Origin of the sequence: Bacteroides rodentium JCM 16496 (assembly GCF_000614125.1) — a bacterium.
GTDB lineage: Bacteria > Bacteroidota > Bacteroidia > Bacteroidales > Bacteroidaceae > Bacteroides > Bacteroides rodentium.
The window spans coordinates 77,254-103,672 of the sequence record NZ_BAKJ01000006.1 but is presented as its reverse complement, the minus strand read 5'-3'; the positions used below and the strand labels follow the sequence as shown (position 1 = coordinate 103,672).

At 47.6% G+C, this 26,419-nt stretch carries 9 protein-coding genes and 5 pseudogenes; 4 read left to right on the top strand and 10 right to left on the bottom strand.

Annotated features, from left to right (window positions below):
• Positions 1-233: 233 nt before the first annotated feature.
• The gene (fusA2, locus tag JCM16496_RS04225) at positions 234-2,390 is read right to left on the bottom strand and encodes an elongation factor G2 (protein ID WP_025832513.1); all 2,157 of its coding nucleotides are present in this window, start codon (positions 2,388-2,390) and stop codon (positions 234-236) included.
• A 250-nt stretch (positions 2,391-2,640) separates the two neighbouring features.
• Between fusA2 and JCM16496_RS04220 the strand changes: the two genes are divergently transcribed.
• The 3 genes and pseudogenes from JCM16496_RS04220 (at position 2,641) to JCM16496_RS04215 (ending at position 7,877) form a co-directional block, all read left to right on the top strand.
• A complete protein-coding gene (locus JCM16496_RS04220) occupies positions 2,641-4,410 on the top strand; it encodes a gamma-glutamyl-gamma-aminobutyrate hydrolase family protein (protein WP_025832511.1) in 1,770 nt (589 codons plus the stop codon).
• 148 nt (positions 4,411-4,558) lie between these two features.
• Positions 4,559-5,576: pseudogene (locus JCM16496_RS24855) on the top strand (glycoside hydrolase family 43 protein); the annotation flags it as partial.
• Positions 5,553-7,877 carry a beta-galactosidase gene (locus JCM16496_RS04215; protein ID WP_369346652.1) on the top strand — a complete coding sequence of 775 codons (2,325 nt, stop codon included), beginning with the start codon at positions 5,553-5,555 and terminating at the stop codon, positions 7,875-7,877. The pseudogene JCM16496_RS24855 and the gene JCM16496_RS04215, both read left to right, overlap by 24 nt.
• Before the next feature lie 87 nt (positions 7,878-7,964).
• Here the strand turns inward: JCM16496_RS04215 and JCM16496_RS04210 are convergent.
• The 6 genes and pseudogenes from JCM16496_RS04210 to uxuA form a co-directional block, all read right to left on the bottom strand.
• Positions 7,965-8,987, bottom strand: a pseudogene (locus tag JCM16496_RS04210) (glycoside hydrolase family 43 protein); the annotation flags it as partial.
• Positions 8,972-9,106 (bottom strand): hypothetical protein, encoded by a 135-nt coding sequence (locus tag JCM16496_RS24565; protein WP_262482754.1) that lies wholly within the window; start codon positions 9,104-9,106, stop codon positions 8,972-8,974. The pseudogene JCM16496_RS04210 and the gene JCM16496_RS24565, both read right to left, overlap by 16 nt.
• Positions 9,107-9,204: 98 nt before the next feature.
• Positions 9,205-11,262 (bottom strand): RagB/SusD family nutrient uptake outer membrane protein, encoded by a 2,058-nt coding sequence (locus JCM16496_RS04200; RefSeq protein ID WP_025832506.1) that lies wholly within the window; start codon positions 11,260-11,262, stop codon positions 9,205-9,207.
• A 23-nt stretch (positions 11,263-11,285) separates the two neighbouring features.
• The gene (locus tag JCM16496_RS04195; RefSeq protein WP_209441603.1) at positions 11,286-14,567 is read right to left on the bottom strand and encodes a SusC/RagA family TonB-linked outer membrane protein; all 3,282 of its coding nucleotides are present in this window, start codon (positions 14,565-14,567) and stop codon (positions 11,286-11,288) included.
• 166 nt (positions 14,568-14,733) lie between these two features.
• Positions 14,734-18,854: pseudogene (locus JCM16496_RS04190) on the bottom strand (hybrid sensor histidine kinase/response regulator transcription factor).
• Positions 18,855-18,940: 86 nt separating this feature from the next.
• Positions 18,941-20,123 (bottom strand): annotated as a pseudogene (uxuA, locus tag JCM16496_RS04185) (mannonate dehydratase).
• 142 nt (positions 20,124-20,265) lie between these two features.
• Here uxuA and JCM16496_RS04180 point away from each other — a divergent pair.
• The gene (locus JCM16496_RS04180; RefSeq protein ID WP_025832502.1) at positions 20,266-20,706 is read left to right on the top strand and encodes a DUF6078 family protein; all 441 of its coding nucleotides are present in this window, start codon (positions 20,266-20,268) and stop codon (positions 20,704-20,706) included.
• 684 nt (positions 20,707-21,390) lie between these two features.
• Here JCM16496_RS04180 and JCM16496_RS04175 read toward each other — a convergent pair.
• The 3 genes and pseudogenes from JCM16496_RS04175 to JCM16496_RS23040 all read right to left on the bottom strand — a co-directional run.
• Complete coding sequence (locus JCM16496_RS04175) at positions 21,391-22,872, bottom strand: glycoside hydrolase family 30 protein (RefSeq protein WP_025832500.1); 1,482 nt, start codon at positions 22,870-22,872, stop codon at positions 21,391-21,393.
• A gap of 16 nt (positions 22,873-22,888) precedes the next feature.
• Positions 22,889-25,348 (bottom strand): glycoside hydrolase family 2 TIM barrel-domain containing protein, encoded by a 2,460-nt coding sequence (locus JCM16496_RS04170; protein ID WP_128809443.1) that lies wholly within the window; start codon positions 25,346-25,348, stop codon positions 22,889-22,891.
• Positions 25,349-25,421: 73 nt separating this feature from the next.
• Positions 25,422-26,419 (bottom strand): annotated as a pseudogene (locus JCM16496_RS23040) (glycoside hydrolase family 43 protein); the annotation flags it as partial.

Below are 26,419 nucleotides of genomic sequence, written 5' to 3'. Positions count from 1 at the left end.
TAAATTAACCGAAGACCATTTTTTAGGTTGTATTATGAGCATTATAACAAAAACACAAGCCTTTGGTTTGCAAATTTAATAAAAAATTAATCATTCAATTCACAATTCCGCATGTTCTTAATCTACGTTAATGAAAAAAGCCGTCATTACTTGCCATGAAGTAACAACGGCTTTAACAATTGTTATATTAGCAGCCGGTAGTTACAACAGCCAAACTACCAACCCCTTAAAAATCATTCTTCAGCTTGCTTGGCCTCAAATTCCTTAATCAGTTTATCCTGCACATCACTCGGAACGAGTTCATAGCTGGCAAACTTCATGATGAACGAAGCGCGCCCACCGGTCAGTGAGCTAAGTGCCGTAGAGTAGGATGACATTTCCTTCAAAGGCACTTTGGCACTCAGTTTTTCGTAACCGGCCTCGCTGCTCATACCCATAATCATGGCACGGCGGCCCTGCAAGTCACCCATCACGTCACCCATCTTGTCCGACGGAACAAATACTTCCACGTCATAAATAGGTTCCAGAATCTTCGGGCCTGCATTCTTGAACGCTTCACTGAACGCGTTCCGTCCCGCCAGCATAAAGGAGATTTCATTGGAATCAACCGGATGCATCTTTCCGTCGTATACTATGACACGTACATCGCGAGCATACGAACCGGTCAACGGTCCCTGCTCCATACGTGACATGATACCCTTCAAGATGGCCGGCATGAAACGTGCGTCAATGGAACCACCCACAATACTATTGACAAATACCAGCTTGCCACCCCATTCCAATGGAACTTCTTCGGTACCCTTGACGTTCATCTTGAACTCCTGACCATTGAATTTATAGGTTTCAGGCATCGGCATACCTTCGTAGTAAGGCTCAACAATCAGGTGGACCTCACCGAACTGGCCTGCACCACCCGACTGCTTCTTATGGCGATAATCCGCACGGGCTGCTTTGGTAATCGTTTCGCGATACGGTATTCTCGGTTCTTCAAACTTGATTTGCAGTTTTTCATTGTTCTCCAGACGCCACTTCAAGGTACGCAAGTGGAATTCACCTTGCCCGTGCACGATGGTCTGACGCAGTTCCTTGGACTGGTCTATCACCCATGTCGGGTCTTCCTCGCGCATACGGTTCAAAGCAACCATCATCTTCTCCGTATCCGACTCGTTCAGCGGTTTGATAGCACGTGAATATTTGGAGTTCGGATATTTAATGAAGTTGAAACGGTTTTCAGAGCCCTTACCGTTCAATGTATTGCCGGTATGTACGTCCTTCAGTTTCACCGTACAGCCGATGTCACCGGCTACCATTTCCTCTACCTTGATACGGTTGGCACCGGCACAAGCATAAATCTGCGCGATGCGTTCCTTGGAACCGCGGTCTGCATTGGTAAAATCATCACCTTCGTGCACCTTACCACTCATAACCTTGAAGTATTGAACATCACCGATATGCGGCTCAACGGCAGTTTTGAAAAAATACAAGGAAGTCGGTCCGTTAGGATCCGGCTTCACCACCTCACCGCGTGTATTGTGCACCGGTGGCATTTCGTCCACAAACGGCACCACATTACCCAGGAACTCCATCAGACGGCGTACCCCCATATCCTTGCCAGCACAGACGCAGAATACCGGGAACATACCACGTGAAGCCAATCCCTTGCGGATACCTTCGCGCATTTCGTCTTCTGTCAAAGAGTCCTGCTCAAAGAATTTTTCCATCAGGCCTTCGTCATGTTCGGCTGCAGCTTCTACCAAAGCCTTGTGCAGTTCTGTAGCCTTTTCCATTTCTTCGGTCGGAATATCTTCGATGGTGGGAGCGCCACCTTCGGGTCCCCATGAATATTTTTTCATCAAAAGTACATCGATCAACGAATTGAAGTTCGGTCCGGTAGCCAGCGGATATTGCACGGGCACCACCTTCGGGCCGTATATGGTTTGCAACTGCTCAAGCACCATATCATAATCGCACTTTTCATTATCGAGCTGGTTTACCAGGAAAATAACCGGTTTGCCCAGTTTCTCGGTATAGCGGAAATGGTTTTGCGTACCTACTTCGGGACCGTATTGTCCGTTTAGCAGCAGTATGGCAGTATCGGTAACGTTGAGCGCCGTCATGGCAGCCCCTACAAAGTCATCACTACCCGGGCAGTCAATGATATTCAGTTTCTTACCGTTCCACTCCACATGGAAAACGGTGGAAAACACAGAATAGCCGTATTCCTGCTCCACCGGGAAGTAATCGCTGACTGTATTCTTGGCAGTAATTCTGCCGCGACGTTTTATAATACCACTCTCAAAGAGCAGCGCTTCTGTGAGAGTGGTTTTACCCGAGCCGTCATTGCCAAGGAGGGCAATGTTCTTAATTTCATTCGTCTGATATACTTTCATGATATATTAAGATTTTAAGTGAATAACCTGACATACGATGATGCCGTTAACTTTTTGTGAGGCGCAAATTAGGCATTAATTCAAAGAAAAGCAACATCGGGAAGCATGTTATATAACACACTTCCCCCCACCAACAAAGAATATAATGTTCTTCTGCCAATAAACTGCCCGAATTCACTAGTTATCCCACCTCTTGGATGGCTTAAATATTTCTTATAACTTTGCAGTAAAAAGAATCCCCCCGAAAACCATGAACAAACTACTGTTAACAGCGCTGCTCGCCCTATGTCCATATTTGGCAATGGGACAGTCCAATCAAAAAACAACCGGGAAAACCCCTCTCATCGGCATTTCCTGCTCACATCCGGGCCGAAGCTCATCCACACAGATGACGTATACCGAGTCTATAATCCAGGCAGGCGGAACACCTATACTGATTCCCATCACTACCGATAGCCTTGTCTTGACAGACATTGCCAACCGGCTGGACGGCATCATCCTGATAGGAGGAGGAGACATCCACCCTTCCTATTTCAATGAATCGCCCATCGAACAGCTGGGAGAGGTGGACTCCCTGCGTGATGTATACGACATAACACTCATCCGCCTGGCTGCCCGGCGTAACATTCCGATGTTTGGCATCTGCCGGGGAGAACAGTTAATCAATGTAGCTTTCGGCGGAACCCTTTATCAGGACATCCCTACCCAGCATCCCGACACCACTGTCTGCCACCAGCAGCAGGAGCCGAGCAGTATACCAACTCATACCGTCCACCTCACTCCCGGTTCTGCCATGGCATCCATAACCGGACAGACACAACTTTTCACCAATACCCACCATCACCAGGCGGTCAAGCAAGTTGCCCCGGGATTCAGCGTAACGGGTTGGTCGTCAGACAGTATTCCCGAAGCTATAGAGTCTTCCCACGAATATCCGATATGGGGTGTGCAATTCCATCCCGAAGCTCTGGCTACGGCAGGCGACAGCATCTCTGCCAGATTCTTCCATTTTCTGGTTCAAAAGGCAGCTACCTACCGGCATGCCAAAGAGATTCACCGTCGCATCCTCTCCCTCGACACGCATACAGACACCCCACTTGATTTTGACGTTTCCTATAATATAGGTACGCGTGAAAAAACGCAGGTTTGCCTGCCCAAGATGCAAGAAGGAAAACTGGATGGACAATACCTGGCATGCTGGGTGCACCAAGGCCCGTGCGATGAAGAGAACAGTCGGAAAGCCATTGACCGAGTGAATGAGTTGATACGCCACATCTACCGACAAGTGGAGATGAACGGGGAGCAATGTGCCATAGCCCGCACGCCCAATGACTTGTCCAGGCTCAAGACCGAAGGAAAGAAAGCTTTTTATATTGGCATCGAAAACGGATACGGCATCGGCAAGGATTTGAAGAATATCACCCGTTTCCATGATGCAGGCGTTACCTACATCACCCTTTGCCACACCCGCAACAATGACATCTGCGACAGTTCTTCGGACACGACTGCCCGTTGGAACGGCTTAAGTCCTTACGGTAGGAAAGTGGTGAAAGAGATGAACCGGCTGGGAATAATGATAGACCTTTCCCATGCAGCCGAAAGCACCTTCTGGGATGTACTGAAATATTCAAAAGCACCGGTCATAGCCTCCCACTCCTCTGCAAGCGCCATCTACAGACACGACCGCAACCTGACCGACGAACAGCTACGCGCCCTTGCCGCACATGGCGGCGTGGCTCAAGCCTGCCTGGTAGACGAGTTTCTGAACCCAGATGCCAAGAAAGCCAACCTTACGGACTTCATGAAACACCTGCTGCACATGGTTGAAGTGGCAGGCATAGACCACGTGGGAATCGGCTCGGACTTCGACGGTGGAGGCGGGGTCAAAGGATGCAATGGGGACAATGATTTCATCAATATCACCGTCCGTCTGCTGGAACATGGATTTACAGAAACAGACATCGCCAAGATATGGAGTGGAAATTTCCTCCGGGTGATGAAACAAGTACAAACCAAATAGAAAAGACAGAAAAACATCACAAAAAGGAGAGATTAGAGCTATAATCTCTCCTTTTTGACACATTTACATACCTTCCATTTCTCAACTTTCGCATATCTTTGCCCAAAACATAAAACGATTTATTAATTATCTAATACCGAATTCTTAAATGAAAAGGAAAATTATTTGGAGTTTTGCATTGCTGGCCTGCCTTTGCTGCCTGCCATCTGCAAAGACAAAAGCACAAACGAAAAATGCCGCAATCATACCCGGGGAAGTATGGAAAGACACCGACGGCAATCCTATCAACGCCCATGGCGGCGGCCTTCTTTACCACGAAGGAACCTACTATTGGTATGGCGAATACAAAAAAGGAGAAACCATCCTGCCCGAATGGGTACGTGGGAATGCTACCGCACCGACGTAACCGGTGTCAGCTGCTACTCCTCGAAAGACCTGCTGAACTGGAAGTTTGAGGGTATCGTACTTCCTGCCGTGAAAGACGACGAGAAACACGACCTGCACCCCAGCAAAGTGTTGGAACGTCCCAAAGTGATTTACAACGAAAAGACAAAGAAATTCGTCATGTGGGCGCATGTGGAAAGCGCCGACTACAGTAAAGCATGTGCCGGCGTAGCGGTCAGCGATTCTCCTACCGGGACATTCACCTATGTAGGCAGCTTCCGTCCCAACGGTGCGATGAGCCGCGACCAAACAGTGTTTGTTGATGATAACGGCAAGGCATATCAGCTCTACTCTTCGGAAAACAACGCTACCTTATATATAAGCGAGCTAACGGATGACTACCTGAAGCCCACCGGTCGCTATACACGCAATTTCGTGAAGCATAGCCGCGAAGCACCCGCCGTATTCAAGTATAACGGCAAGTACTATATGCTCTCTTCCGGTTGTACCGGCTGGGACCCAATGTTGCCGAGTTGGCTGTGACCGACTCCATCATGGGGCAATGGACTACCATCGGCAATCCGTGTACCGGTCCTGATGCAGACAAGACCTTCTATGCACAAAGCACTTACGTGCAGCAAGTCTATGGAAAAGGAAATGCCTACATCGCCATGTTCGACCGCTGGAAAAAGAAAGACCTTGAGGACTCGCGCTACGTATGGCTCCCGCTTGAGTTCGGCAAGGACGGAACAATCACGATACCCTGGCGCGACAGCTGGGACCCGCGTACCCAATGGGAAGGACAAGGCGACTTTTCTGCCGGCAAAGGGACATTCCTATTGAACGGCAAGCCGTTTGTCATCAAAGCCGCAGAGCTGCACTATCCACGCATCCCCAAGGCCTATTGGGACCAACGCATCAAAATGTGCAAGGCACTGGGCATGAACACAGTCTGCCTTTATGTCTTCTGGAACTCTCATGAGCCTCAACCAGGTGTATTCGACTTCACCGGGCAGAATGACTTGGCAGAATTCTGCCGTCTGTGCCAACAGAACGATATGTATGTCATCCTGCGCCCAGGGCCCTATGTCTGTGCCGAATGGGAAATGGGCGGGCTGCCCTGGTGGTTACTCAAGAAAAAAGATATCCGCCTGCGCGAATCCGACCCCTACTTTATGGAGCGTGTAGGTATCTTCGAAAAAGCCGTTGCCGAGCAGGTAGCCGGTATGACCATACAGAACGGAGGCCCCATCATCATGGTGCAAGTAGAGAACGAATACGGCTCCTACGGGGAAGACAAAGGTTACGTATCGCAAATCCGTGACATCGTACGCGCCAATTACCCCGGCGTAGCACTGTTCCAGTGCGACTGGGCGTCCAACTTCACCAAGAACGGGCTCCATGACCTGGTATGGACCATGAACTTCGGTACAGGAGCCAACATCGACCAGCAGTTTGCACCGCTGAAGAAGCTCCGTCCTGACAGTCCGCTGATGTGCTCCGAATTCTGGAGCGGTTGGTTCGACAAGTGGGGAGCCAACCACGAAACCCGTCCGGCTGCCGACATGATTGCCGGTATCGACGAGATGTTGTCCAAAGGCATCTCCTTCAGCCTCTACATGACCCATGGAGGAACCAACTGGGGACACTGGGCAGGAGCCAACTCACCCGGATTCGCCCCTGACGTAACCTCTTACGACTACGACGCCCCCATCAGCGAATCGGGACAGACTACTCCCAAATACTGGGAATTGCGAAAAGCATTATCCAAATACATGAATGGCGAGAAGCAGGCTAAAGTTCCCGCTTTAATCAAGCCCATCCGTATTCCGTCTTTCCTATTTACAGAGATGGCTCCTTTGTTCGACAATCTTCCTGCTGCCAAGAAAGACCGCAATATCCGTACCATGGAGGAATATAACCAGGGATTCGGAAGTATTCTCTACCGCACCACACTGCCCGAGATGAAAACCCCGTCCCTGCTCACTGTGAACGATGCGCACGATTATGCCCAAGTTTTCCTGGATGGCAAATACATCGGCAAACTGGACCGCCGCAACGGTGAAAAGCAACTGGAATTCCCCGCCTGCCCCAAAGGTGCACGCCTCGACATTCTGGTAGAAGCCATGGGCCGCATCAACTTTGGACGTGCCATCAAGGACTTCAAGGGTATCACCCAAAGCGTAGAACTTACCGTAGACATCGACGGTCGTCCTTTCACCTGCAACCTGAAGGATTGGGAAGTCTATAACCTTGAAGATACATACGATTTCTATAAGAACATGAAGTTCCAGCCCATTGGCTCACTGAAAGATGAGTTAGGACAACGCATTCCGGGTTGCTACCGTGCCACCTTTAAGGTGAACAAGCCCAGCGACACATTCTTAAACTTCGAGACTTGGGGCAAGGGACTTGTCTACGTCAACGGGCACGCCATGGGACGCATTTGGAAAATCGGCCCGCAACAGACCCTCTACATCCCGGGATGCTGGTTGAAGAAAGGCGAGAATGAAGTGATTGTCTTCGACATCATCGGTCCCAAAGAAGCCAAGTCCGAAGGACTGAGCGAGCCATTGCTGGACCAACTGCTCGTCACCAAACCGCTGACGCACCGCAATGAGGGTGAAAATCTCGACTTGTCCGGTGAGCAGCCCGTCCTCTCCGACAGCTTCAATCCCGGCAACGGTTGGCAAGAACGCAAATTCGGCCAACCCGTCACCGGACGTTATGTCTGCCTGGAAGCCTTAAGTGCACAAGATGGAAAAGACCTGGCTTGCATTGCCGAAATGTATCTGCTGAACGAGAATGGGGAACGTCTGTCACGCGAACCCTGGATTGTCAATTATGCCGACAGCGAAGACGTATCCCACGTCAACTGTTCTGCGGACAAAATCTTCGACCTCCAGGAATCAACCTATTGGAGCACAACAAAAGACACTCCATACCCGCATGCTGTCGTGATTGACTTGGGGAGTACCCGCACCCTGACCGGCATACAATATCTACCCAGAATGGAAAGCGAGGTACCGGGTGGAATCAAAGACTTCAAGGTTTACGTAAAATCCAAGGCTTTCAACTATTAGCCGGACGGATTTATCAAAAGGAGCTTGTTAAAAAAGGAGCTTGCCCCGTCATCGCGGCAAGCTCCTTTCCTTTTTTTCTCAAATATATCAGCGAGGATTCCAACTTTCTTTCCATTCGATAACCGGTTTACCAGTATCATCAAAAGCAATCGGCAGCCAGATATACTGTGAATACATCAAACTCTCCGGCTTCCAGACATCAGCCATAAAGACAAATCTATTTTCCGGAGTAGAAATGACAAAGGTACTTTGACCGCCGAAAGTCTTTTCAGCCCCCTTACCAATGAAAGGATGCAGATGCTGTTTCCACGGTCCCCAGATGGAGGATGCTGAAAATAAACGTGCCTCATTGGGCTCCCATCCCGTACAACCGGAAGTAATCATCCAATACGTACCGTCATGTTTGAATAGTGCCGGAGCTTCATTATGCCCTCCCGGGAAGAGACGGATATATTTTCCGGAATGCCCTTGATAGTCATCAGTCAGCTCAGCAATTTGCAAGGTCAGATTCTCTTCCGAAGAATAGATATGATAGGCTTTTCCATCATCGTCAACATACAATGTCATGTCGCGGGACATCTGTCCTCCCTTCAAGTCACGTTTCACAAACAACCCCTTATTGACAGCCTCTCTCCACTCAGGCGTCCACCATTCTTCAAACTGTTCCATATTCCACTGCATGTCCCGTTCTTCCTCCGTCATATTCAGCGGAAATACTCCCGGACAAACACGACCTGAAGAAACAAAACGGTAAGGTCCCGCCGGAGAGTCACTGACAGCCACTCCCGCACGGGCAGCCTCATAGCCCTTCCCTTTCAGTTCCAGATGAAACCACATGACAAATTTCTTCGTCTTTTCGTTATAAATCACCTTGGGGCGTTCCATAATACAGCCTTTCTCTATTTCATTGCCAGCTTCCTCCGATACAGACAAGGCCACCCCCTCATATTTCCAATTACATAAATCGGCAGAAGAATAACATGTTACTCCTACCTCCGTAGAGAATCCTTTTGCAGGACGGTGTTCACCGAACCAATAATATTTACTGTCAAATAACAGTATACCACCACCATGTGCATTAATGTACTCCCCGTTTACATCATTCCATACTCCGGCTGGAACGATTTCACCTTCCCCCTTATGGGGACATCATTTTGTGCCTGCAGGCCGACGACTGACGCCACGACAGCCAAGCATACCACTAAAAACTTGAAATTCAAATGAGTCATATTCTGTCTTGTTTCTATTTATAAAGAAGGGAGCAGGATACCTTCGCACCGGAAAGTGTATCCTACTCCCTAAATCAAATACCTATTGAAAAATACCTTTATTTCTCAGCCGGCTGGTCAGCTACCACCGGCCAATAAGGGTTCTGGTAAAGAATAGAAGCCGATACATCCGCTCCCGAAGAGGCTGTCAACTGGAACTGTTTTATCATAATAGGATTCAAATAATGTGCCATCTTCCAAGTGCAGCCGTTATAGGCAGACTGGTTGCTGCTTCTCTCGAACGGACGGAGATACTCGCTCTTATCTTTCGATGAAACATTAGCCTTGTCTGTCCCGTCAGCAATCAAAGTGGATTTTCCTTTATCATCCAGATACCAGTCCTCCATCGGAGTATTCCACAAATGCATTCCTTCCAGATGGCTGGGAGTAGCAATCAATTGGTCCATAGAACGCCAACGGCACAAGTCCATGTAACGAAGACCTTCAGCCAGAAACTCGCAACGGCGTTCACGACGGATATTATACAGAGTTCTGTCAGAAATGATACTCCCGGCCGTATAGGCTCCCCAATCATTTTCAGCCTCCTTACTCATGTCCGTTGCAGCGATAGTCTTGTCAAAATCAGTACTGATACCGGCACGCTGGCGAAGTACAGTCCAATATTCACGAGCCGTAGCATCCAGCATTCCATTGAGCAGATAGCTTGCTTCCATATAATTCAGCAGAGCCTCAGCCGCACGGAAACATACAGCTGCCGTATAACCACCGCCATTGGCATAATACTTACGGTTGAATGAGCCACCCTTGCGCAATGCATAACCGGTAGCATAGCCACGCTCACCGTCACCACTCGTAATGGCCGGATAGGGTTCCTCCATCACTACCTCTGTACCTTCATTATTATCAACTTCAAAAAGAATGTTCTTCTGTCCCGGTTCTTTCAGGAAGATACTGAGACGCGGGTCACGATTTACACGAACATCGGCAATCGTCTTGTCGCCCATATAATAGCCGTCACCATCCGCATAAGAACCATGAGCATAAACTGGAGTACCATCCTCCATCAGGAAATTCTGTACGAATCCACGGGTCAGACCGATACGATAATTACCACGTCCGGCAGCGGCATTGATGTTATGAGTAGAGAGTCCGCGGGCATACTGGCGCCACAACAGTACTTCCTTCACGTCTGAAAGATCTTCCTGCGCAAACATATCAAAGTAAGGATTTGACGGGGCATCAGCTGATTGTTGCAGCACACCGGTATTCTCCGTCAAGCTTCCCTTGTATTTATCTGCTACAATTTTGGAAGCTTCCACGGCCTGTTCCAAGAAAAACTTCACTTCATTGTCAATACTTCCACCCGGATACTGGTAATTACTATAAAGAGATGCTCCCGGCCAACCTTCTCCACCTGGTACGAATGCCGTACCCTTGAAATTCTGTAACCAAGTAGCCTCGAACAGCGCCACACGCGACTTAATCAGCATTGCAGCATCCTTATTGATACGGGTTGTTGCCATATCAACATCACTCATGTAAGCATAAGCCTTGTCAAGGTCAGAAATGATGAAACGTGCCACTTCATTACGTGGAAAACGTTTGCTGGCCTCACGGAGAGCCTCCATATCATCGGCAAGCGGTTGGTCTATAATCGGGAAGTCACCGAAAAGCTGGAGTTTCTTGAAGTACTCGTAAGCGCGCAGGAAGTACATTTCTCCGATATAGTGCTTGATAGTGCCTACACTCCCGGAAATTGTATTTTGTGAACCGCTCATATCTTCACCGAATTTGGGAAGTGCTTCAGACAAAAAGAAGTTAATACGATAAATGCGTTCGAACTTCCAATTGTCACTTTCGCTATGAGGCACTTTCCAGCGATCCTGGGTGTAACGGTCATTGGCATTCACTTCTATCTGGTTATCGGTTCCTTTGTCTTCACCGAAGATGCCATAAGTCCACTGGCCGAATGACGGAAGGACATTGGGATATTCATCATTCAGATTGGCTTCCAACTGGGCCGCAGTGGAATAATAGGTTTCGGGAGAAATGCTTGACATCGGCTCTCTGTCCAGAAAATCATCGCAGGAAGTCGTTCCGACAATCGCTGCCATTGCAATGAACGCTTTTACAATATATCTATAATTCGATTTCATAATATTCTTCTTTATTTATGGGATTAAAGTGATACGCTAAGTCCAAAAGACCAAGTTCTTGAAAGCGGATATGCATTACCACCACTCTTAATAGGTGCAGAAGCATTGTTGTCCGTATTACCGCCGCTGATTGTTTCGGGATCAAACAACTTACTCAGCTTGGTTCCCGTCCACAAATTTTCGCCTGATACGAAGATACGGCAGTTGGTGATACCAATTTTACGAATGATGGAAGCAGGCAATGTATAGCCAAGCTGGAAGTTCTTCAAACGGATATAAGACGCATCCTGCAGATAGCGGGTTTGAGTTTCCTGGTTCTGGGTACTGTCAAATCTCGGACGTGCATAATAGGAATTGATATTGGCAGCAATCTCATGGCCGGCCAGTCCGACGGGTTCATCACGGAAATAGTCTTCGTGTTCTTTTAAGCCGGTTGACCACCACATACCCCATTGACCAACGCCCCAGAAGATATTGGAACCCTGCCAATAATCACGCTTCATCACTCCCTGGAAGAAGAGACGGACATCAAATCCCTTGTAATTGGCATTCAAGTCAAGACCGAAATGGTAACGGGGAGTATTGTTGCCTATCACCTTCAAATCACCATGATCCTCCAAAGTCTGCGCACCTTTGGTGATACCCGGTTTTCCATCCAAATCAGCATACATAATGTCACCTGCAGCCCAGATGGAACCAAGCGCGTTTTGTCCGCCTACCTTATCCAAATGTGCCTGCATTTCGGCATCTGTCTTGGCAATTCCTACGGTTTCAAAACCCCAGATTTCACCTATCTCACGACCTGCAATATAAGTTCCTGTTCCAACAGAATTTGTCGGATTACCGGGATATCTGTCAATATAAGTACGTGCATCAGAAACATTGAACTTGATGCCATATCCCATACCAAAGTTTGTACGGTCCTGCCATCCGATAGTAAGTTCCCAACCCTTTGTCTTCAAGTCACAGTTATTGGTCTTGGGAGTTGCAATACCCAATGTAGCAGGCAGCTCTACAGACGGACCTACCATATTATCCGTATAACGGATATAAGCATCGAATGAACCGGTCAAACGGTTATTGAACAGTCCCCAGTCAAGGCCGACGTTCCAAGTGCGCACTTTTTCCCAAGTCAAAGCTGTACTAATAAGGCTGCCTACATAAGCAGTGTTGGGTTTCAGTCCATTCTGTAGCCAGCTTCCGTTTGCTTGTCCCAATGTCATTGTACGATAAGTAGGATACCAGCCGCTTGTATTCATATTTCCCAGTTCACCATAAGAAAAACGGAACTTCAACTGATTGCAAACATCCGCAAAGTCTTCCCAGAAGTTTTCCTGGGCAATGTTCCAACCCAAAGAAAAGGAAGGCGATACCTGCCAACGGTTGCCGCGACGAAAACGGGAAGTACCGTCATAGCGCAGATTTGCCTCTGCCAGATAACGGCCTTTATAATCGTAGTTCAAGCGACCAAAGAAACCGGCTGTAGCCCACTCGTTGCGATAACCGCCCACTTCGGGTACCTTATCCTTACCAGCACCGTCAATATTCGAAATCAGGTCTAGTTCCGGAAGGTCCTCTACCTGCAAGCCATATCCTTTGGCTTTGAAAAACTTCTGACGCATCTCTTCAGACTGGAAACCGCCCATTATTTTGAAATTATGATCATCATTTAGAGTAAGAGAATAAGTGGAGTAAATATTCCAGTTCATATAATTTTCTTTCTTATAGTCCTGATAGAGGCTGGTGGTTCCTTGTGTATCCACAACATTCCCGTTCACATCATGGTTATAGCAAGGAAGTCCGGTTTCACGCGTATCTATGGAATTGGTACTATAATTGAATTCCACATTGGTAATCCAATTCTTCACGGGCTCGAATACCAAACCTGCCTGATGATAAACCTTATCTGTCTGCACATCACGCTCACCACCCAACGCCAATGACATGGCAGGTGTCTCGGCATTACTATTGAAATAATAGCCGTTTTCATCATAAACCGGAAGATTAGGCCAAGTCTGACGACCGATTTTTTCATACAAGCCACCACCAAAAGCTGTAGGACGGCCAAGGTCCTGGCGGACATAACGCAAACTGTAATTGAACTTTAACCATTTGGTCAGTTCGGCACCAAACTTGGCGGTAGCATTATAGCGCTTCAAATCATCGGAACCATGACGAAGCAAACCATTCTGATCCAGATACCCCAATGAAGCATAATAGTTGAACTTGTCACCACCACCACTCACACTGAAGTTATGTTCTTGCGAGAAGGAAGACCCTTTATAGATTTCGGAGAACCAGTCCGTATTGGCATACGCCGTAGTAAACGGGTCGCCTGCCGGTTTCCCCCATACATTACCATCAGTAGGCAAACCGCCACGATTAGTACCTCCCGCAGCTTGAAAATCAAGCATCTGTTGCATTACCGCATCAGAGAACTGGGCATTGTCCTGACCGTTGCGTGCAGCTTCATTGAAGTAGTTGGCAAAAGTATAGGAATCCATCATCTCCGGCAAATTCACCGGACTGTTGAAACGGAAGCTATTATTGTAATTGATAGTCGGCTTACCTGATTTACCTTTCTTAGTAGTCACCAAGATAACGCCGAACGGTGCACGCGAACCATAAATAGAGGAAGCAGCTGCATCCTTCAATACAGAAATATTCTCAATATCCTGCGGATTCACCGTATTGATGTCACCCTCCATACCGTCAATCAAAATCAGCGGACTTCCGCTTGAGCCGTCACCGATAGTACCGTTACCACGAATATTGATGGACATATTTTTGTCCAATTCACCGGTATTGGTCGTAATCTGCAAGCCCGGTACTAAGCCCTGCAATGCCTGCGTGGCATTCGCTACCGGCCGGGCTTCAATTTCTTTTGCCGTAGCCAGCCCCACAGAACCAGTCAGGTTCACCTTTTTCTGTGTACCGAAACCCACTACCACCACTTCATCCAGCATCTCGGAATCTTCCGCCAGCTGCACATTGAAAGATGTTTTTCCTGCTACTGGAATCTCCTGCGTCTTATAACCGATAAAACTAATCAGTAAAGTAGCATCGGAAGGTATCCTCAAGGAGAAATTACCGTCAATGTCAGTAATTGTTCCATTCGTCGTATTCCCTTTCTCCACTACACTGGCACCAATCACCGGTCCCATCGCATCATTAACCACACCTTTTACATTGATTGTCGAACTCTGTGCGTTCAAGAACTGAACATTCAACAGAAGGGCCATGCAAATGGCCAAAGTGACATACACTTTCAGCCCGAGTCCTTCAAAGAATCTCTGTCTCTTCATTGTATAAACTTTAAGATTAAACATTAATTGTTTCACTTTCACTCTTCATTTTAACTGTGAAAACAATGGCAAATGTAGGCGAATGCTGATAGAAGGACCTCCAATAATACTTCTACGAGGTAGAATTTTAGTTATTCGACCTAATTGAAGCATAATTTGACTTAATCTATGATTGTATGAAGCGTTCCTGATATTCCGTCGGCAACATACCGAATTCCTTCTTGAAACAAGAACTGAAATATTTCGGGTCATTAAAACCGACAGCATACGCCAAATCGGAAATACGTACGGAACTTCCCTTCTCTTCCATAATGCGGCAAGCCGCTTTCAGACGAATGTTACGGATAAAGGCAGAAGTATTTAGTCCGGTCAGGGATTTCAGTTTCTTATAAAGGGTAGACTTGCTGGTACCCATCTCCTCCACAAACTGTGGTTGGTCGAACTCAGAATCTTCCAGATGACGGTTTACACAGTCAATGGCACGTTGCATAAAGTCTTCATCAATACTGGTATAATCCAATTCCTTGATTTCGAATACCAGTTGGTTCTTAAAATCATGCGCCTTGCGCTCTTTGTATTTCAGCAGATTGCGGATACGCGCATGCAACACAGCCAGATTGAACGGTTTACTGATAAAAGCATCCGCACCCACTTCATAAGCTTCAGCGCGATCTTCCTCCTTGTTCTTGGCTGTCAGAAGAATTACGGGAATGTGACTGAGTTCCAACTTGTTCTTCACGTATCTGCAGAACCCAATACCGTCCATCACGGGCATCATCACATCCGAAACTATCAGGTCAATATCCTCATTGTCAAGCACAGTCACAGCCTCTTGACCGTTTTCAGCCGTATGGACATTATATTCACGCTTCAGCAGCCTGACCATTAACTGCAAAAGCTCCTCATTGTCTTCCACCACCAGTATAGTATGCGCTTTGGACTTTTCTGAGATAACATTGTCCGCATCCTCCTCCTCTTCAAGATAAGTAACGGTTTTCTGTACCGGAAGTACAGCTTCTTCGTCAATCTGTTCTTCTTTAAAGTAAGAGCGGTCTACGGGCAAAGTCACGATAAATTCCGTTCCCTGCCCTTCCCCACTCTCCACTTCAATACGTCCTCCATGCAATTCCACCAAATCCTTTGTCAAAGAAAGACCGATACCCGTACCAATGGTATTAAACTTCCGGTAATCCCCTTCGTAGAACCGCTTGAAAAGCGTCTTCTGTTTATCCTTTGAAATACCGCTGCCATTATCCTTTACATGCAGCCGGACAAAATCCCTATCTTCGGCATGCATAAGCGTGACTTGTATATAGCCACCTTCCTTATTATATTTAGCAGCATTGGAAAGCAGGTTATAGAGAATCTTGTCAAGTTTGTCCGTATCAAAATAACCGATAATCGACTCTGGATTACAGAGTACAGAGAAATGTATCTTGCGCTTTTTGACAAGCGGCAGGAAAGATTCGGCTTCGTTTTTCACAAACGCCGCCACATCTCCCGGAGAAACACGCAACTTCAGATTACCGGTTTCCGCCTTACGAAATTCAAGAATCTGCTGCAACAAACGGATAAGCCGACTGATATTGCTACCCATTACCGTATAAAGGTCATCATGCCCGGGGAATCGCATCTTCAACTCATCAACCGTAGCCGAAATAATAGTCAGCGGGGTCAGCAGTTCATGCGTAATGTTTGTAAAGAACTGTAATTTGGCATGGTTCAGTTCTTCCAATTTTGATTTTTCCATCTCTCGAAGATGCAGCTCATTGCGTAACTGCATTCTATTCTTTGCCGTCCGGAGAATGAAGTAGACAACAGCTGCCCCTATCAGCGCATAGATGATATAAGCCCACCATGTAGCCCAAAACGGAGGTAATATCACCACCTCAAGTTCGCGGATTTCCTGGCTCCAAATACCATTCTCATTGGTAGCTTTCAGACGGAACTTGTAAGTGCCGCTCTTCAAATTATTATAATAGGCAAAACGGCGGTTGGCATCCGTATACTGCCAATCCTTGTCAAAACCCACAAGCTGATAGGCATACCGATTCAAACCGGGATTCTTATAGGTAAGAGATGCAAATTCGATACTGAAATTATTATACCCGTAAGGCAGTTCTATCTTCCGCGTAAACGAAGGCATGACAGAAGAAATCTGTTCTCTGACCTCCGGTTCCAATGCTGCAAAAGGACGGTTGAAGATTTTTATATCCGTAATCAGATAAGGCATGGCCTCATTGTCTTCCTCCAGAGATGCAGGAAAAAAACTGTTGTAGCCCTTATTCCCTCCAAAGAATAATTCGCCATCCCTGCTGCAAGAAGACTGTGATATGAAGAAGTTATCCTGCAGACCGTCTGCCGTTGTATAAACACGGACCGTAGCCAAATTCTCGTCCACCGGCACAAAAAGCTGTACCAGCCCCATATTGGTCCCCATCCATAAACACCCTTGCTTATCTTCCTCTATAGACCCTATCATGTCACTGGACAGCTGATATTCCTGATTCTTTTCTATAAATGCCTTTCCCTTATAATCATATAAATACAACCCTCCTCCCTCAGTTCCGGCCCATAGCCTTCCAGACTTGTCCACATACAAACACAACACCGAGTTCGTTGCCAACTGCCCGTTGTTATAACTATAGTTACTACATTTCAACGTTTCGGGATGCTGCACATTCCCCATAATATGTATAATTCCACAGTTGGCTGTCGCAATCCAGATACTACCATCCGTATCCTCCACAATGTCCTTCACATGATACCAATCCGCCAGCCCGCCTCCGGCAAAAGATAGTGTTCCAAAGCTATAATGCCCTCCATCGGCCAAACTGATTCCCAGACCTCCACGGCAGCCCACCCAACAATTCCCCTTACTGTCCTCGCATAAGGCCGAGACACAGTCCGAATAAAGATAAGGCGTGTCGGATTCAGTCAGCACCTTCACTTTTTCTCCTTTCTTATATATCAGGATACCACCGTCATAGGTAGCAAACCAAACTTCCCCATTCTTACGCTGAATAATATAATTGACTGTGGGTACACCAGGAATATCCGAGAATTCCGGAATATGGGAAAAGAACGACAACACCCCTGTTTTATAATCTTTGCGAGCCAACCCATAACTCCCAGCACCCAGCCAAAGGTCTTTATCCGAATCGGCAAACAAAGCACGGACAGCAGTAGTAGGCACAGCGAATAAAAGGCAAACGGAGGCTGTTTCGTGTCTACCATCAAGACACCTCCGCCAATGGAACCCAGCCAGATATTATTGAAGCGATCGCGCAACAGTGAATTTATTTCATCACAAGGTATATGGTATGCCGAATGCAATGACTTATAATTAATGAATGTACCGGGATTCTCTTGTTTCATAATACTCAGCCCCACCCGGGTCCCTACCCACAAGGTATGCGTGTGTACATCCTCCACAATATCATAAACAATATTGTCCGACAAGCTGGCATCATCCCCTATCCTATGCGAATAATGCGTATAAGACACGTTTGCCATATCCTTGGGATGATTCAAGAGAAATAATCCGCAATCCCAGCCACCTACCCACATTTTCCGGTTGGAATCCTGATAGATAACATGCGCCGAGTTACGTTCATTGATTTTAGGATATGCATAGAATTTATCCTCCTTCCGGGAATAACGGAAAAGACCATTGGACCAAGTGCCAATCCACAAATCCCCATCCAAATCTTCGAACAACGATTTGATGGAGGCTACAGGAAACATCCCATCGGTGGACTTGTCATCATACATCATAAAGGAGTCCTTCTCTGCCACATACCGGCATAAGCCGGAATCCGTACCAATCCAGACCTCATTCTCCCGAGTAACCAACATGCACGAAACTACATTGTTGGGAATGGCAGGCGCCGTATACTGACGTATTTCTCCGGTTTTCTTATTAAGGGTGTTCAATCCCTCTTGTGTACCAATCCACAAGAAGCCGTCATTATCATCGGCAAAACAATAAATATTGTTACTGGTCAACAAGCCTGGAGCATTCAAGCTCGATTTATAGACAGTAATCTGGTATCCGTCGTATTTACAGAAACCATACCGGGTAGCAAACCATATAAACCCTTCTTTATCCTGATATATTTTCTGGACCTCATCCGTCGGCAACCCGTCCAATGTAGAAATCGGCTTGAACTTCAAACGCGAAATAATATCCCCGTCAGCCGCATGGCCTAAAGCAGGATACATTGTCCAAAAGCTGAACAAAAGAAGACACGTATGCAGACAAAAGAAACTTACTATATTTTTCATATACCAGACATTAGGAATCATGACAAATATAGCAAGTTCAATCTATTTTAAGGAAGAATTATACTCCTTTTTTGTCTACAAATACTTCAATCTTCTGATTTTCCGGACAATTCATCATCCACCACAGCCATCATCCCCTCCACTTGTGCCAATGCCAGCATACGTCCATGGAAAGAATAGCCTGCGTTGTACCCCTTGTCCTCATCACCCAACATCATGCGCCCATGGTCCACACGCATCGGCAATCCCGGATTCTCTTTCTCGAAGATACGAATTAAATCAATGAGATGCCCCCTTCCCTCCAGATGGGAACTTTCTATGAAATTTCCACCCGGCATAGCTTTGTGCTGCGCAAATGCACGAAATGGGTACGCTTGGCAAACTTCCTCGCCAGCTCACGGGTATCATTCTGTTCGCCGGCACTCAATGAACCGGCACAAAAGGTCAAACCATTATGAGGATTGTCCACTGCATTCAGAAACCAGGCAATATCCGCCTCGTCCGTCACAATACGCGGCAACCCCAGTACCTGGAAAGGAGGGTCGTCGGGGTGTACGCACATATTCACTCCATATTCCTCGCATACCGGCATGATGGCAGACAGAAAATAACGCATATTGTCACGCAGAGCCTCCCGGTCTATCCCCTTGTATAACGCCAGCAGACGTTTGAATATAGCTACCGGATTCTTGTCGCCTTCCTTTATATTGCCGTTTACGAACCTTGTGTCTTTACGATAATCGTATCTACCAATTCCGCCTTTTCCGCTTCCGTAATCACCTTGTCCAACTCTGCAACCTTATCCAATTCTTCCGGAGAATAATCAGCTTCCGCATTCTCCCGTTCCAATATCTTGAGGTCGAAGTAGGCAAAACGGATTCTGTCGAAATAAAGAGAAGAAGTTCCGTCTTCCCAAGGATGCTGCAAATCCGTACGAATCCAGTCAATCACCGGCATAAAATTATAGCAGACGGTCCTGATGCCTGCTTTACCGAGATTGGCCAGACTTACCTTATAGTTCTCTATCAGCCTGTCGCGCCCGGCCCCCGCATACTTGATTTCCTCGCACACCGGCAAGCTTTCCACTACAGACCAGCGTAACCCGAAGGACTCGATGTAGCCCTTAAAGTCCTCAATGGCTTCCAAAGTCCATATTTCACCATTGGGCACATCATGCAAGGCAGTCACAATACCTTCCACTCCTATCTGTCGCAACATGGCAAGGGTTATCTTGTCCTTCTTGCCAAACCATCTCCAAGTCTTTTCCATCTATCCTCTATTAAAAACATAAAATACCTCCAATTGAATTACAAATATAATTCATATTCGGAATATTAGGACACAAATACGGCTTTATTCCTTACCTTTGCAGCCGTACTCTACACTCTAATCGTAGACAAGCAAACAACATATGGAAAATAAATTCGACTATCAGTCTGTACCTCATGGCTTTACGCATTGCTTCCACAGCCAGTGTACCCGTAAGGAAGAATGCCTGCATCATCTGGCTGCCACCCATTGCACCTCACAATATCCCACCTTAAGCATCATCAACCCGAACTGTATCCCTGCCGATACCACCGGTTGCCCCTATTTCCGGAAAGCCCAAAAGTACCGGGTGGCATGGGGCATACGGCATCTGCTGGACAACGTACCCCACAAATGTGCCGCCCCCATGAGAAACCAGCTTATCGGACACTTCGGCAAGACAGCCTATTACCGCTTTTACCGCCAGGAACAAGCCTTATTCCCAAAGGCACAAGCCTATATCCGCCAGGTTTTCAAGCAAAACGGGATTGCCGAAGAACCGAAATTCGAGAGATACAGTGAAGAATACAGCTACTACGACTGAAGCTTCCGGACATCTCTCACAAAGTTTATTTTCTAAAAACATCTGTCATGCTATCACGCAAGGGGGGATATTCGTTTGATTATAAACCGGTTAAAGCGTGATAGATACCCGTGATAGATAAAAATCTTCACAACCATCTATCACGCCACGGCAAGGAGCAGCATCAGGCGTTTATCCGTCACTTAGTCCAAGGCCTGCAGAATAAACCTATATGCTTAGTTCTCAGCACGAAACTTTTAGTTTCAGAGTTAAATACCATTAGTTTCATAAAGGGAAACGGGTTGTTTCATTATAGAAGACCAATTGTTTCAACAAGGGAAACGAGTTGTTTCAACAAGGAAAACAAGTTGTTTCAACAAACAAAAGCCGGCATAGCAGCCTACACAGTGCAACCCCAATCATATACTTTTTCGACCCAATACACCAGATTTCTCACAAGAAAGCACTGGAATCGACCTAAAAAAGTAAGGAATCGCTTGTAGAATGAGTATAATTATCGTACCTTAGTACACTGTAAGCAAAGCTTTTTGCCTGCATCTGACGGATTGCATTTGCCGGAAAAGGAAGCAATGATTCCACCCTTTCGTAATTGAGGCAGAATCACATCATTTACAACAAATCCGCATCATTTCCGAATGCTATGATGCGGATTTATTGTAGATAGTCCATAGCTAAAATATGCTTTTAGTTCATCTGAAATGTATTGAAAGAATGTGGCTGCAATGTAATATTCAGATAACGATTATCCAACTTCAATGTCAACTCTTTTGCTTCCTCATTGAAATTTCCTGCAATCACCACATATTTGTTCTGAGGTGTCCGTGCCACCAGTACCGGCGTATTATTCTCGTTCTTAGCCTGATAAACCAGAATGCGTGAACCCGGAACCACGTACTTGCTGTAATGCTTCACCGCATAATACTCCGGTGTGAAAGTTGCCGCACGCGCCTTGGTGTCTACCCGAATCAACGCATTCTGTTTCCATCCCCAAGGGCTCTCGCCATTATCGCAGAGGATGCAGTTCCAAAAGGTATATTCTTCGCAGCCATTGCCCAGGTAATGGTTCATCAGCCCGAAAGTGTGCTCACCGCCTTTCCAGTCAAAACTGCCCCAGCCGCATTCACTTTCGGTCTGTACATACTTGTAATTGGGATATTTGGCACGAATCCTGGGCAATATCTGCCCGCCTTCCCACTGGAAACCTACTCCTTGCACACTTTGCGGCATGCGCGGGTCGGACAGAATCCGGTCAATGTAATCGAAGCGGTTGGTATTGATAGTACCCAGATAAAGCGCCACTTCGGGATGGCGCTTCTTCAAGGTCGGCGCCAGATACTCCACATTGAAACGGATAGTACCCTCGGCAGTCCATGCACAGCCGGGATAAGGCGTATAGCTGTATGCCTCGTTCTGATACATCACCATGGAGATGGGGATGCCTTGCTCTTTGTAAGCATCGATAAACTTGCAGAAATAGTCGGCATACGTCTGCAAGTAGCGGGAGTCTTGTATCATGTAATCATTTACGGCCAGCCGTTCAGGAAAAACGCCGCTATCCTTCTTCTCATTTCCCTCGAAAAGCGCAAAGTCCGCATCGGGCGAAAGCCGGTTATATTCACTGCTCCGCACCGGATAATCACCATTGATTTTCATCCAACTGGGCGGGCACCAAGGGGAAATCCAGAAAGTCAGGTCCGGATTGTATCTCTGTGCGGAACGGATATAGGGAATCAACGTCTGCTTGTCACGGTCTATATTGAAATACTTCAACTGGAAGTCTCCCGGCACTTCGTCGCAGCTATACCAATTGCGTGCATAGTCGTTGGCATTCATCGCTACGCGCCCCATCGTGAAGCGCAGGTCTCCTTCCGGCAAGAACAGTTTCTTCAGGATGTCCTCCTTTTCATCAGGAGTAAGGATGTTCAGGGCATCCCAGCCCAACTCATTGAAACAAGTGCCCCATGCCTTGAAAGGGGTTCCTTCCTCCGTACCGCTAACTTCCAATATCGGAGTCTGCCTGGGCTCTGATTGTAATTTCACTTTTGATTGTTGCCATACGCTGCCTTCCGTACTGCTCACCCATGTATAAGTCTGTGCATATACGCCGGAGAAGAAACAGAGTGCCAATCCTCCCACCCAAAAAGTTCTGCTGAAAATGTTCTTCATTGTATTCATTTATCAATCATTTATTCAAATAAGTATCTATTTCGATAGACGCCTCCGGCAATCCTTCTGCCGAAACGGTCAGGCGCACAGTACCCTCTTCACCCGTAGGTTGCACAATGGCGATGGCACTTCCGCAAAACGCCTTGGGTTTCAAGGAACGGAAGCTCTCCATATCATCCGCACTCCCGTTTCCGGAGGCAATAACGGTTCCTTTCCCGCTGAAACCGATTTTCAGAGGAAGCCTTGAATCGGGTATCAGGAGTCCGTCTTTATCCAGTACTTCAATCTTGACATATGCCAGGTCGTTTCTGTCGGCTTTGATGCTGGAACGGTCGGCTGTCAGGCGTATGCTGGCCGGGACTCCGGCAGTTGTCAACGTCGCAGAGGCAGTCTCTTTCTTTTTTATCAGGCTGACAGCTTTCAATTGTCCCGGTTCGTAAGCCACTTCAAAGGAGGCTGTATAAGTATCGGGGGAAACCTCCTTCTCCCCCACCAGCTTGTCATTCAGATAGAGCCTCACTTTGGGGGCACGACTATACACATTTACAGTCATGGTCTGTCCTTCAAGTCCTTTCCAATTCCAGCTCAACAGTTCATTCTTCCAGCCCCAGTAGTTGATGTCCTCTCTTTTTCCCGGAGCCACGGGCGGCTGCACAGCCAGGGAGATATCCCTCCGTCTCCAGAGTATGTCCCGGTAATAGGATTGCGGTTTCTTGTCGCCGCAAAGGTCTATGTCACCGCACCAAGCATTGTACCAAGGCCAACCCATAAACTGGGGACTATGCTCTCCCTGAGCAAGTTCAAGCGTATGGGCAAGTCCGGCTTCACCCAGATAATCCATGGCAGTCCAGACAAAATCGCCTATCAGATAGGGATTCCGGTCTATCAAGTTCCAGTTCTGCGCCGCTTCCTTCGGCACCGATTCGCTGCCGTACATCACACGGTCGGGGAAACTCCGGTGGTCTTTTTCATATTCCTTCCACTGATAATTGTAACCGGAAACATCCAGATGACGGAAAGCCCGCTCCGAATCCTTTTCCCAGGTAAAATGTCTTCTGTCCCAGAAAGCATTGACGGCTGCGGTGGTATAGCGCGTGTCATCCAGCCCTTTGATGATGCCCGTCAGTTTCCGGGCTATCACCTCGCCAATGGAGTCAGCACGTTCTGCAATCTCATTGCCGATACTCCACATAATGATGGACGGATGGTTGCGGTCTCTGCGGACCATGACCGACATGTCATGTTCACTCCACTCGTCAAAATAGCGGTGGTAATCCTCCGGACGTTTCGGCTGCTGCCACTGGTCAAACACTTCGTCGATGACAAGCAGTCCCAACCGGTCGCATGCCTGCAGGAAGTATTCGGAAGGAAGGTTGTGTGAACACCTCACAGCGTTGTAGCCGTTTGCCTTCATCAGCTCCACCTTGCGCTCCTCGGCACGGTCTATCGCTGCCGCTCCCAACAGCCCGTTGTCGTGATGCAGGCATCCGCCGTGCAGTTTCAAGGGCTTTCCATTCAGCAGGAAGCCTTTCTCGGCGCTGAATTCAATCGTACGTATTCCGAAAGGTATCCGGATTGCATCCGACCCCCCATTGCCGGACTTCACCGTGATGGAGGCTGTGTACAAGTTCGGAGTATCGACTGACCAAAGCGACGGTCTGTCTATATCGAACGACAAGGAAACCGGTGTTTCGCCGTTGCCATTCACCTTTATCGGCCTGGCAGCAGAATAGACTTCTTTTCCTTGTGGAGAGAAAATGCTGACAACCAGTTCGCCTTCCCCCTTCTTCATATCTGTGTTGTGCACCACTGTGTGGAGATTCACTTCCGCTTTTCTCCCCTCCACCCTGGAAGCATCGACAAAGGTATCCCACTCGTCCAAATGTACCTTGTCCGTCTTTATCAGCCAGACATGGCGGTAGATACCCGAACCGGCATACCACCGGCTGTTCAGACCCTCATTGATTACTTTCACCGCAATCGTATTCACCGCCCCGGGCGACTTGCAATACTCATTGAGATGTATCTTGAAAGGAATATATCCATAAGGGTTGAAGCAGGCTTTCCGTCCGTTAATCCAGACTTCCGCTTGATTGTAGGCTCCTTCAAAGTAGAGTGTATGCACCTTGTCCGCATCTTCAGGCCGAATCACAAATTCTTTTCGGTACCATCCTTCCCCGCCTACGGTCTGGCCGGTATCGGGACCTCCGATGCTCAACCGTGAGAAAGGTCCCACCGTCAGGCCTTCCCGCTGAACCGGCAACGGCTCCACACTCCAGTCGTGGGGCAGATTAACAACACGCCATCCGGCATCATTGAAGGAAGGCTGTTCGGCATTGGCCACGCAGCCGCGATAAAACTTCCAGCCTTCGTCCATACTGACCTTGCGTCCGGAAGCAGAAATATCAACTGAAGCCATTACCAGACAAGCGATGAGGACTGATAAGGTATTCAAAGAAAAGAAATGTTTATCCATAATATTGTTTCCTAACGTTTTTGAGTCAAAACAAAAATACAGCTTTTTCACAAATCGGAAGGATATAAAGTACTTATTTTTCCAAATAAAGTATCCCCTTTTCATCAAACCGGACCGGAATCCAGAGATATCCCGAATACATCAGGCTCTTGGGGTGCCAAATGTCGGCCATGAAAAGATAGCGGTTGCCGGGAAGCTGCAAAACGTAAGTGCTTTGACCGCCGAAAGTCCGCTCACTTCCCTCGCCCCGGCAGGGATTGGGATGCTGCTTCCACGGTCCCCAGATAGAAGGAGCCGAGAACAAACGTGCCGCATTGGGTGCCCAGCCGGTACAACCGGAAGTTATCATCCAGTAAGTACCGTCTTTTTTGAAGATGGCAGGCGCTTCATTGTGTCCGGCAGGAAAAATACGGATGTAACGTCCTGAATGGGAAAGGTAGTCCTCCGTCAGCTCGGCTATCTGCAAGGTCAGGTTATCTTCCGAAGAATAGATATGATAGGCCTTGCCGTCATCATCCTTAAAGAGAGTCATGTCACGGGACATCTGTCCGCCTTGCCAGTCACGCTTCACGAACATCCCCTCCTCTATGGCCTCATGCCATGCCGGTGTCCACCATTTCCGGTATTTTTCATCTTCCAAGTGGCGTTCCGTTTCTCTTCCGCCATATTCATGGGCCACCTGCCCGGGCAGACACGACCGGAAGAAATGAAGCGGTAAGGCCCTTCGGGACGGTCACTGACGGCAACTGCAGCACGCGCAGGTCCATATCCCCTACCTTTCAATTCCAAGTGGAACCACAAGACAAACTTGCCGGTCTTTTCATTGTATATCACTTTGGGACGCTCCATGATGCATCCGCGTTCTATGTCCGTCCCCCCTTCCTCGGACACAGCCAGAGCTACCCCTTCGTACTTCCAGTTTGCCAAATCGTCGGATGAATAGCAGGTTATCCCGACTTGCGTGGAGAAACCTTTCGCCGGACGATGTTCGCCGAACCAGTAATATCTGCCATTATAAGGTAATATGCCCCCTCCGTGGGCATTAATGTAATTGCCATCCACATCTTTCCA

Excerpts from the sequence above, each read along its gene's own strand:
- JCM16496_RS04180 (WP_025832502.1), top strand. The coding sequence starts at position 20,266 with ATGGAAAATAAATTCGACTATCAGTCTGTACCTCATGGCTTTACGCAT.
- JCM16496_RS04200 (WP_025832506.1), bottom strand. The coding sequence starts at position 11,262 with ATGAAATCGAATTATAGATATATTGTAAAAGCGTTCATTGCAATGGCA.
- fusA2 (WP_025832513.1), bottom strand. The coding sequence starts at position 2,390 with ATGAAAGTATATCAGACGAATGAAATTAAGAACATTGCCCTCCTTGGC.
- JCM16496_RS24565 (WP_262482754.1), bottom strand. The coding sequence starts at position 9,106 with ATGACTCATTTGAATTTCAAGTTTTTAGTGGTATGCTTGGCTGTCGTG.
- JCM16496_RS04175 (WP_025832500.1), bottom strand. The coding sequence starts at position 22,872 with ATGAAGAACATTTTCAGCAGAACTTTTTGGGTGGGAGGATTGGCACTC.
- JCM16496_RS04170 (WP_128809443.1), bottom strand. The coding sequence starts at position 25,348 with ATGGATAAACATTTCTTTTCTTTGAATACCTTATCAGTCCTCATCGCT.
- JCM16496_RS04220 (WP_025832511.1), top strand. The coding sequence starts at position 2,641 with ATGAACAAACTACTGTTAACAGCGCTGCTCGCCCTATGTCCATATTTG.
- JCM16496_RS04195 (WP_209441603.1), bottom strand. The coding sequence starts at position 14,567 with ATGAAGAGACAGAGATTCTTTGAAGGACTCGGGCTGAAAGTGTATGTC.